This window comes from Actinocorallia lasiicapitis (assembly GCF_054778695.1).
Genome location: NZ_BAAGZI010000198.1, coordinates 1 through 10,317, shown reverse-complemented (window position 1 = coordinate 10,317; position 10,317 = coordinate 1). Strand labels below are relative to the sequence as shown.

Annotated in this window: 8 protein-coding genes; 2 read left to right on the top strand and 6 right to left on the bottom strand. The window is 69.7% G+C overall.

The features are described 5' to 3' along the window. On the bottom strand, positions 1–352 hold a 352-nt coding region (locus ACYVE7_RS20730), incomplete at its 3' end, for a Nif3-like dinuclear metal center hexameric protein (RefSeq protein ID WP_460366619.1). A gap of 145 nt (positions 353–497) precedes the next feature. Between ACYVE7_RS20730 and ACYVE7_RS20725 the strand changes: the two genes are divergently transcribed. Further along, complete coding sequence (locus ACYVE7_RS20725; protein WP_460366618.1) at positions 498–905, top strand: DUF6191 domain-containing protein; 408 nt, start codon at positions 498–500, stop codon at positions 903–905. 61 nt (positions 906–966) lie between these two features. On the opposite strand, the gene ACYVE7_RS20720 is transcribed toward ACYVE7_RS20725, so the two are convergent. Then, complete coding sequence (locus ACYVE7_RS20720; protein WP_460366617.1) at positions 967–2,076, bottom strand: alpha/beta fold hydrolase; 1,110 nt, start codon at positions 2,074–2,076, stop codon at positions 967–969. A gap of 219 nt (positions 2,077–2,295) precedes the next feature. Here ACYVE7_RS20720 and ACYVE7_RS20715 point away from each other — a divergent pair, with 219 nt between their 5' ends. Beyond that, positions 2,296–4,065 (top strand): RelA/SpoT family protein, encoded by a 1,770-nt coding sequence (locus tag ACYVE7_RS20715; protein ID WP_460366616.1) that lies wholly within the window; start codon positions 2,296–2,298, stop codon positions 4,063–4,065. Positions 4,066–4,086: 21 nt separating this feature from the next. On the opposite strand, the gene ACYVE7_RS20710 is transcribed toward ACYVE7_RS20715, so the two are convergent. The 4 genes from ACYVE7_RS20710 to ACYVE7_RS20695 all read right to left on the bottom strand — a co-directional run. Beyond that, complete coding sequence (locus ACYVE7_RS20710; protein WP_460366615.1) at positions 4,087–6,117, bottom strand: MMPL family transporter; 2,031 nt, start codon at positions 6,115–6,117, stop codon at positions 4,087–4,089. Positions 6,118–6,297: 180 nt separating this feature from the next. Then, positions 6,298–8,655, bottom strand: a complete 2,358-nt coding sequence (locus ACYVE7_RS20705) for a GMC oxidoreductase (RefSeq protein ID WP_460366614.1) — start codon at positions 8,653–8,655, stop codon at positions 6,298–6,300. After that, positions 8,655–9,734 (bottom strand): alpha/beta fold hydrolase, encoded by a 1,080-nt coding sequence (locus ACYVE7_RS20700; RefSeq protein ID WP_460366613.1) that lies wholly within the window; start codon positions 9,732–9,734, stop codon positions 8,655–8,657. The genes ACYVE7_RS20705 and ACYVE7_RS20700 overlap by 1 nt, the downstream gene beginning before the upstream one ends. Before the next feature lie 152 nt (positions 9,735–9,886). Then, positions 9,887–10,317 (bottom strand): LuxR C-terminal-related transcriptional regulator (locus ACYVE7_RS20695; RefSeq protein WP_460366612.1); only part of this gene is annotated, 431 nt, incomplete at its 5' end.

Genomic DNA, 10,317 nt, shown 5'->3' with positions numbered 1-10,317 from the left:
GCGGCCGCAGCGGCCCCGACACGCCGACGGCGCGCGCCAGCGCGTCGGACACGCCGGGGTCGGCGACGTCGGCGTTGGTGTGCGCGGTGAACAGCGCGACGTCCGCCCTGATCAGCCGGTGGACGATCCGGCCCTTGGCCGTGGTGGCGGCGACGCTGTTCACTCCGCGCAGAAAAAGCGGATGGTGGGTGATCACGAGCTGGACGCCCTCGGACAGGGCCTCGTCGATCACCTCGGTGACGGGGTCGACGGCCAGCAGCACCGACGAGATCTCGGTTTCGGGGTCGCCGCAGGCCAGTCCGACGGCGTCCCAGGACTCCGCCCAGGCGGGGTCGTATCGGCCCTCGATCATCTGGACGAGTTCGAAGAGACGCACGTCTCGAAGGTTATCGTGGTTTCGCACCGGTCTTCCGGGATCCCCTGTCCGGCAATACAGTCGGGAGTGTCAGGTCACGCACACGGGGATCAAACCGGGGCGTCGATACGTTGGAGAGTGCGTGAAGTCACCGTTCCGCCGCCGCAAGCGGCCATCAGGGAAGCTGGCCCAGCAGGGCGAGGCCAAGGCGAAGAAGGCCGAGCAGCAGGCCAAGCTGGAGGCCAAGATGGCCGTGCCCGAATGGGCGCAGGAGGTCACCGGCACCGAAGAGGCCAAGAACGGCAGCTTCATGCAGGCCCTGCGCGGCGACGGCGAGGCCGGAGCCGGTTTCGGCGCGGGCATATTCGAAGATCTTCACGCGGCGTTCAGCGGCGCCAAGAAGATCCAGCTTCAGGAGCAGGAAGCCGAGAAGCTCCGCCGGGTGGACGACCACGAGCAGGCGGGCACCGGCGGCAACCGCCCCGACCTGGCCTCCGGCCGGATCCGCATCCAGGCCGCGCGGCCCGCGCCTCCCAAAGACGAGTCCTAGGCTCTCCCGACGCGACGCCTCCCCATGGGGGACGGCGTCGCGTTCGCGTTCCCGCCCGTGCTCAGGAGTGGCTGGCGACCTCGCGGGGAGCCCGGGGGGCGCGGAGGCCGTGGGAGAGGGCGTTCTCGTCCAGCCAGCGGCCGAGGCGGGTCCAGGTGGTGGAGCGGGCGGCGCGGCCCGTCAGGACGCCCAGATGGCCGCCGGGCGCCGTGTCGAAGCGGACCTTCGGGGAGCCGGTGAGGAGCCGGGTCAGCGGATGGACGGCGCGCCAGGGGGCGATGCCGTCGGAACGTCCCGCGATCACCAGGGCGGGGACGGCGACGTCGGACAGGTGGACGTCCCGGCCGGCGACGGAGACCGTGCCGCGGGCCAGATCATTGCGCCGGAAGAACGATTCGTAGATCTGGCCGATGGTCCGTCCGGGATAGGCCAGCATCCGGTCGGTGAACGCGTCGACGGCCTCGATCTGGGCGAGGAGATCGGCGTTGTTCAGGTTCGCCAGGACGGTCAGCGGGCGCATCAGGTATTTGTCGATTCCCAGGAGCTGGTATCCGCGTTTGACCAGCGGCTGCGGAATTCCGCCGAACATGGTCAGCAGCACCGATTCGGCGCCGCCCGTCAGCCTGGTCAGCGGGCGCAGCGGCCCGGCGAGCGTCAGCCGGTCGAAGTCGACGGGCGCGGCGATCGAGGTGAGGGAGGCGATCGGCAGATCCCGGTGCGCGGCCGCCGTCAGCACCGCGAAGATCCCGCCCAGGCACCAGCCGACGAGCTGGACGGGCTGGCCGCCCGCGTCCTCGCTGACCTTGCGGATCGCGCCCGGCAGCACCTCGTCGATCCAGTGCTCGAGACCCAGATCACGGTCGGCGTAGGCGATCTGGCCGTAGTCGACGAGGTAGGTGCGCCGCCCGGTGGAGACGAGGTGTTCGGCGAGACTGCACCCGCGGCGCAGGTCGAACGCGGCGGCGGCGTCGGCGGCCAGCGGCGGCACCAGCAGCACGGGCGGGCCGGTCGGGATCACGGGCTTCGCCGGCCGGTACCGGTAGACCGTGCGCTTGTGCCCGTCGTCGATCAGGTCGGCGGGCATCTTGCGGAGGTCGGCGAGGCGGCCGTACAGCACTTTGTGGGTGACATTGCCGGCGGCGTCGCGAAGGTTCCGGGGCGAGGGGATCATAAGCATATTATTCATGACCAATCACGACTCGATTGCAAGGACCGGAGCCGGACACCTTGTGACCTGCAATGACACAAACCTACAACTCGGACCCGTGGGAGAAATCACAGACGCGTGTCCACTGCGTTAAATCCGCTTCTGTGCACAGAGGGTGACGGGAGGCGGGCCGGTGCCCCATAATGGCGGCTACACCCCGTCGGCGACGCTCATCAGGCGGTCATGATGACGACCTTCCAGCCCGATCTGGCCGCGGCTTCCGAGGACGGCGAGCCGCGGCGTCCCGCTCCGCGCCGTCGCACGCCCTCCGGCCTGGTGTTCTCCCGCGCGCCGCGGTCGGTCGTCCAACCCGCCGCCGAACCGCTGATCTCCGCCTACCGCGCCGCCCATCCGGCGGCCGATCCGACCGAGCTGCGCCGCGCCTACGCCGTCGCCGAACGGATGCACCGCGGCCAGAACCGGAAGTCGGGCAACCCGTACATCACCCATCCGCTGGCCGTCGCGACCATCCTGGCCGGGCTCGGGATGGACCAGACCACCCTGGTCGCGGCGCTGCTGCACGACACCGTCGAGGACACCGCCTACACACTCGGCGAGTGCCGCGCCGACTTCGGCGACGACGTCGCGGCGCTGGTCGACGGGGTCACCAAACTGGACGGCGACCGCTGGGGCAAGGACCGCGCCGAGGCCGAGACCTTCCGGAAGATCGTGCTGGCGGCCGCCGCCGACCTCCGGGTCCTGATCATCAAGCTGGCCGACCGGCTGCACAACCTGCGCACGCTGGGCTTCCAGCCACCGCACAAGCGCGAGAAGATCGCCAACCGGACCCTCGACCTGCTGATCCCGTTCGCCGACCGGCTCGGCATCTACGTGCTGAAACGCGAGATGGACGATCTGGCGTTCGCCACCCTCGATCCGGACGCCCACACCGCGACGGCCGCGGCCGTCCAGCAGGCCCTGAGCGGGGCGGCGCACGCGCTCGGGCCGTCCGCGGAGCTGCTGCGGGCGGCGCTGGCCGCGCAGGGCGTCAAGGCCGAGGTGCAGATCAGGCCGCGCCATCTGTGGTCGGTGCACAAGAGCCTGCGCGGCGATCTGACCGGGCTGCGCCCCACCGAGGTGACGCGGCTGCTCGTCCTGGTCGACGGCACCGACCAGGACTGCTACGTCGCGCTCGGCGCCGTCCACTCGGCGCTGCACCCGATCACCGGCCGGGTCAAGGACCATGTCGCCCTGCCCCGCTTCAACCTGTACCGCTCGCTGCACACGGTGCTGATCGGCCCCGACGGCGACCTCATCGACGTGATCATCCGGACCAGGTCGATGCACGAGGTCGCCGAGTACGGGGTGATCGCCCATATCCGGCAGGCGGGCACCGGCAAGGCCACCGAGGACGCCGTGGCGGGCCGCCGCGATCTGGCCTGGCTGGCGCGGCTGCTGGCGTGGGAGGCCGACGCCCCGTCCGCCGAGTTCCTGGACTCGCTCCGCACCGATCTGGCCGAGGGCACCATCGCCACGTTCACCCCGCAGGGCGTGATCGTGGCGCTCCCCCAGCGCTCCACCGCCCTGGACTTCGCGTTCGCCGTCGATCCGGAGACCGGCGGCCACAGCATCGGCGCGAAGGTCAACGGCCGGCTCGCGCCGCTGTCGTCGGAGGTGAAGGTCGGCAACGTCGTGGAGATCATCACCGCGCCGGACGCCGCACCGTCGGAGGGCTGGCTGTCGTTCGCCCGCACCGCGCAGGCCCGCGTGCACATCCAGCGCCATCTGGACGGGGTGCGCGCCGACGAGGAGGCCCGCACCGGCCGCGACGCCCTGCTCACGGCCCTCTCCGACCACGGCGTCGACCTGCTGGCGGCCGAGACCGGCGGCGAGTCCCTCTCGATCGCCCGCGACCTCGGCTACCAGGACGTCGAATCCCTGTACGCCGCCGTGACGGCCGGAGCCGTCCCCCTGACCGAGCTCCTCGCCCGATTCAGCGGAACGGCCCCGTGAAACCGATCTCCAGCCGACCCGCTAGGACTTGACCAGCGAACCCGACTCGTCCGGAGCGGCGACCGCTGCGTCGTCCTTCTTGTGGAACAGGGCGCTCGGCCACCAGAAGTAGCGGCCCACGTCCAGCGTGAGCGCGGTGACCAGCACCGAGCGCACGATGATCGTGTCGAGCAGGACACCGAACGCGACCACGAACCCGAGCTCGGCCAGGAACACCATCGGCATCGCGCCGAGCGCCGCGAACGTGCCCGCGAGCACCAGTCCGGCGGAGGTGATGACACCGCCGGTGGCGGACAGGCCGATCAGCGCGCCCTTACGGGTGCCGTGCTGCAGGGCTTCCTCCCTGATCCGGGTGACCAGGAAGATGTTGTAGTCGATCCCGAGGGCCACCAGGAAGGTGAAGGCCATCAGCGGGAACGAGGCGTCCATCCCCTCGAACTTGAAGACGTGCAGGAACACCAGATTGCTGACGCCGAGCGCGGCCGCGAAGGACAGCACGACGGTGAGCATCAGCAGCAGCGGCGCGACGATCGCCCGCAGCAGCAGCGCGAGGATCAGGAACACAACCACGAGGGTCACCGGAATGATCACCTTGGAGTCGTGCGAGGCCGCGTCCTCCATGGCGACGGTGATCGCGGTACCACCGCTCAGCTTGGCGTCGGCGTCGGGCACCGCGTGGACGGCGTCGCCGACCCTGCGGACGGAGTCCATGGCCGCCTTGCTGTTCGGCGCGTCCGCCAGGGTGGCCAGGGTGAACACCCGGCCGTCCTTGACGGGCTGCTGCGGCGAGACCTCGCTGACGCCCGGCGTCGCGGCCAGTGCGGCCTTGATCTCGGCGGCCTTGCCCGCGTTGGCGATCACGTAGATCGGGTCGCCGGAGCCGGACGGGAAGTGCTGGGACTGGATCTCCTCACCGGTGACCGCCTGAGTGGTCTTGGTGAACTGGTTCTTCTGGGAGATGCCGTCGGCCTTGAGCCCGACGAGCCCGAAGGACATGCCCGCGAGAGCGATCGCGGTGACGATCCAGACGATCCGCGGACGGATGGCGACCTTCTGCCCGACCTTGCCCCACAGACCTTCGTGGGAGTCGTCGGCGGTGCCCTCATGCGGAATGCGCGGCCAGAAGATCCAGCGGCCGAAGATGACCAGGAGAGCGGGCATCAGCGTGATCATGGCGGCGAGGCCGACAACGATGCCGATGGCGCAGACCGGGCCGAGGCCCTTGGTGGAGTTGAGGGTCGCCAGCATGAGGATCATGAGGCTGATCGCGACGGTCGCGGCGGAGGCGATGATCGCCTCGCCGGCCTTGTGCAGCGCCTCGGCCATCGCGACGTGGACGTCGTTGTGCTTGCGCAGTTCCTCGCGGTAGCGGGCGATCAGCAGCAGCGCGTAGTCCGTCGCCGCGCCGACGACCAGCACGGTGAGGATGAAACTGCTCTGCCCGTTGACGGTGAGCCCGGCGTGCTTGGCCAGGAGGTAGACGACGCCTTCGGCCACCTTCACCGCGACGCCCGCGGTAATGAGCGGGATGAACAGCAGGGTGGGGCTTCGATAGGTGAACAACAGGATGACGAGCACCACGAGGAAGGTGATCGCACCCAGCAGGCCCATACTGCTGAAGATCTTGCCCGAGTCGGCGGCGTAACCGGCGGGACCCGTCACATGGGTGCCCAGTCCGTTCGCGTCCTTCTCGGCGATGGCGACCATGCCGTCGACGGTCTTGGCCGCGCCGGTCCAGCCCTCGGCGCCGAGCTGCACCTGGACGACGGTCTGGAGGGCCTTGTTGTCCTTCGACGCGAGCGGACCGTCGACTTCGCCTGCGACGCCCGCGACGCCCTTGAAAGCGGCGGCGTCGGCTTTGGCCTTGGCCTGGTCGGCCTCGGTGAGACCGGAGTCCCGGTTGTAGATGACGATGGCGGGCATGGTGTCGGCGGGCTGGAACTTCGCCGCCTCAGAGATGGCCTTGGTGGCCTCCGCGTTCTTCGGAAGCCACGCCGACATGTCGTTCTTCTCGACGTCGGTGAGCTTGCCGACCGTCACGCCGAGAAGCACTAGAACGATCCATACCGCGAGAATTATCCATTTCGCGGTACGACCAGCAGGCAAGGCAGCAAGTTTGCGTGCCATGGGGGGATTGCCTCCGTTAGCGAGAAAATCTTGATGTAATCGCAGGCTAAACCCCGCCACTGACAGAACGCTGTCGGGGTGCTGACAACGGGGAAGTGAGCCTCGTCACCCGGGCCCGTAGACGTCCCAGAGCTCGCCGAGGAAGAAGCGGCCGAAGCGGTCCAGGGACCGCAGGCCGTTCGGGCCCTCGGTGCGGAACGTGGTGAGCTGTTCGACGAAATCCACGAGACGGATGTGCAGCGTGCCTGCGCCGACAGGGGATTCTTCGGGATCCTCCGCGACGTGTCCAGCGAATATCCGGTAGTACAGAGTCGTGGTGTCTGGCCAGATATGGGTGGCGGGACCGTGATGAATGTCTTTCCAGCCGGAAAGGGTGAGCGGGCGTCCCTGGACGTCGGAGAAGAACAGCCGGTACCGCATCTCGCGCCGGTCCGGCTCGAGCAGCCCCTCCCGGGTGACCGGGACGAACAGGTTGAACCGCCCTTTCTCGACCCGGCGACGGCCGCCGAAGTCGGGGGCGTCGATCCAGCCCTCCGCGACGGCCAGATGCGACGGCTCGGCCAGGAACCGGTCGACGGCGTCGGCCGTGATCGTCAGCCGGAACGCCAGCTTGGCGCCGTGGTCGTCGTCGTGGGGGTCGCGCGCGCCCGCCACATAGTGGCCTTTCATCTCCTCGGTGAACGACAGCGAGGTCGGCCCCGCCTCGCCGTCGTCCACCGCCCCCTCCAGCGTCGGGCCGGCCATCCCCATGGCCGCCCCGGCCCCCGTCCCCTGGTCGTGCGCACCGGAGCCCGACTTCGCCCCGGTGACGATCGCGGTGCACATCCGGTCGGCGAGCGCGGCGATGGTCAGCGCCGGGTTCGCGCCGACGGGGCCCGGCAGGGCCGCGCCGTCGGCGATGTACAGCCCCGGCAGCCCGAACACCTCGCCGTAGGAGTCGCAGACCCCTTCGCCCGGGTGGCGGCCCATCGGCGCCCCGCCGAGCGGGTGCACGCTGATGACGCGCTTGCGGAACCAGAGCGGATTGTCGTGGTACTCGGCGCCGAGCACGTCGGCCATCTTCTGCATGGTGCCGCGGAGCCGGTCGAAGTAGTCCTTGCTGGTGGCGACGGTCCAGTCGGCCTGGAGCAGGCCGTCGCGGCCGAGGCTGAGGACCCCGTCGGGGACGTCGCGGCCCATGGCCAGCAGCGGCAGCGAGCTGACCGACAGCGCGCCGCTGCCGATCAGGTCGGCGAGCTCCGCCGACAGGTTGGTGTCGGGGGCGCTGGAGAAGAACTCGGTGAACCGCTCCCACAGGAACTCGGCGGTGCGCGCGAGCTGGGACGGCACGTCGAGGCCGAACAGCATCCAGTCGACGAAACCGGGGTAGCCGCCGTCCTGGATGTAGGCGCCGCGGCCGCCGATCGAGCCGTCGAGCTCGTCGGGCAGCCGGATCGCGCTGGTGATCACCGGCCCCTTGGAGGCGTCGAGCGGCCTGATCCGGTCGCGGTCCTTGGCCTTCAGCAGGAAGGTCAGCAGATCGCCGTTGCCGGAGAACCGGCTGCCCAGCGCGGAGCTCATCCCGGGCAGCGCCGAGGAGAGCAGCAGCCGGGTGGTGCCGTAGGTGCCGGCCGCCATGACGAGCCGGTCGCAGCCGATCGTCATGGCGGCCCTGTGCCCCGTGTCGGGATCGTGCCGGACGTAGTCGACCAGGTAGCCGCCGCCGTCCCGCTTCCGGACCCGCTTCACCTCACTGAGCGTGCGAAGATCGGCCCCCCGATGCTTCGCCGCCGACAGATAGGTGTGGTCGAGGCTGTTCTTCGCCCCGTCGTTGCAGCCGATGTCGCATTCGCCGCAGAGCCGGCACGTGGTGCGCGCCGCTCCGTGGAGATTGGGATACCACTGCGGGCGGAGCGGCTCGCGCAGCCCCGGCACGGCCCCTGTGTGCGTGCCGAAGCTGACCGCGAGCGGCGGACGGAACCAGTCGAGCCCCAGCTCGGCTGCCGCGTCCTGGAGGGCGTGGGTCTTCGCCGTTCCCCCGAACGGCTCGTGCTCCACGGGGTAGGGGGCGACGCCGATGAACCGTTCGACGTCGTCGTAGTGCGGATCGAGGTCGGCCCGCTTGACGGGCCAGTGCTCGTAGCCGCCGCCGGGCAGCGCCTGCTCGTGGACGAACCACTTCTCGTCCTTGCGCAGGAGCACGTTGGCGTAGATCAGTGAGCCGCCGCCGAGCCCGGAGGAGACGACCGAGTCGTAGCCGTCGAACTTCCAGACGTCGAACATGCCGTACAGCGACTTGCGCGGGTCCCAGAAGGCGCGGCCCATCTCGGCGGGGGTGCGCGGGAACTGGCCGGGTGCGTACGCCTGGCCGCGTTCGAGCAGGACGGTGGAGAGTCCCGCGTCGGCGAGCCGGTAGGCGGCGATCGACCCGCCGAAACCGGAACCGATGACGACGGCCGCAACGTGCTCCTGTGCCTGCTCCATCAGACCGCTTTCTTCCTCAGGTACTCGACGATCCGGGGGAACACCTCGCGGTGGGCGTCCCGCCCGATGAACGGGTCGACATGGCCGTAGCCGGGCAGGATCTCCAGCTCGTGCCTGCCGGGCGCGGCCTTCTCCAGCGCCGCGTGGGTGACGATGTTGGAGTCGGTGAACACCCGGTTCTCCGCGCCGGTCAGGAACAGGATCGGGGTCTCGACGGCCGCCAGGTCGGCGAGCAGGTCGGCGGGGAGCCGGTCGTCCCGCTCGTCGTAGGCGACGACGTGCCCGGCCTCGACCATCTTGTGGACGTGCCGGTAGTAGTGCACCCCGCAGGCCCCGCACAGGTCGGCCATCCGCCGGTGGGTGGCCTCCTCGACCAGTTCGTGCGAGAACATCGCGGGCCGGCCGCTCCCCCACATGAAGCTGAGCATGTGGCAGGCGGAGTCCGAGCACTCCTGGTGGAACAGCGAGACGCCGCGCTGGAACAGCTTGCGCCGGGTGAACCAGGGGGCGTCACCGAACCGGGGGTCCAGGACGGGCATCGACAGGCCGTACTCGGCGAGCCCGGGACCGAACCGCAGCTTCCACTTGGCCCACGAGGGCACCCTCGGGTGCAGCGAGACGCTGTTGGAGACGACGCTGGTGATCTGGTCGACCTTGCCGCCGAACAGGCTCATCATGAACGTCACGGAGCCGAGGCAGTGGGCGATCACATGGATCCGGCGGTCGCCGACGGCCTCGCGGAGCGCCCGCAGCGCCGACGGGTGGTCGAAGGCGGCCACGTCGTCGAGCGTGTAGCGGTGGGTCTCCATGTCGTAGGGGAACCGGTTGCTCATCCGGAAGTCGAGCGCCCAGACGTCGGTGAACCCGTTGTCGAGCAGGTGCGAGACCAGGTTGGTGTGCTCGGGCATGATGAACATGTCGCGGGAGAGCGTCAGCCCGTGGATGAGCAGGACGACGTCGTCGCAGTCGCCGCGGTGGAAGCGGGTCAGGCTCAGGCCCAGGCCGTCCTCCGTCGCGAAGAGGCGCTCCGACACCTCGGCGTCGGTCACCCCGTCGAGAGTGAACCTCGGAATCTTCAACCTGTCCTCCTGCGGCGAACCGTGTGCGACAACAATCCCCGAATACGTAGAAACTCGGCATCGTGGGAAACCCTGATCTTCCCGACATACCTACGTACTGGTCCTGCCACTTAGGAGTCGTCGCGCGGGCTCCGGGTTCCCCCTAGTTCGCGCTATTCGCGTGGAAGATCCCTTATCGCCCCTGCCACACCCACCCGTGAGGTCACCTCGAGCTTGGTGAAGATGTTGGACAGATGGGTCTCGACGGTCCGGACGCTGATCACCAGCTTGTCGGCGATCTGCTGGTTGGTGTAGTCGTCGGCGACGAGCTGGGCCACCTCCAGCTCCCGGCGGGACAGCCCGCCGGGGCCCGCCCCGCGCCCCTTCTCCTTCGCCGGCACCCTGACCCCGTGCCTGCGCTGCTCCCGGACGGCCTGGGCCAGCAGGTTCTCCGCGCCGTGCTCGGTGAACAGGGCGGCGGCCTCGCGCAGATCGGCGAGCGCGGTGTCGCGGTCCTCCTCGTAGGAGCCCGCGGCCAGCAGCGCGCGGCCCCGGTAGAGCGGGTGCCCCGCCAGCAGCGCGGCGGCCTCGCGGGCGGCGGCGG

Coding starts and splice junctions, on each gene's coding strand:
- ACYVE7_RS20705 (WP_460366614.1), bottom strand. CDS start 8,655: ATGGAGCAGGCACAGGAGCACGTTGCGGCCGTCGTCATCGGTTCCGGT.
- ACYVE7_RS20715 (WP_460366616.1), top strand. CDS start 2,296: ATGATGACGACCTTCCAGCCCGATCTGGCCGCGGCTTCCGAGGACGGC.
- ACYVE7_RS20720 (WP_460366617.1), bottom strand. CDS start 2,076: ATGATCCCCTCGCCCCGGAACCTTCGCGACGCCGCCGGCAATGTCACC.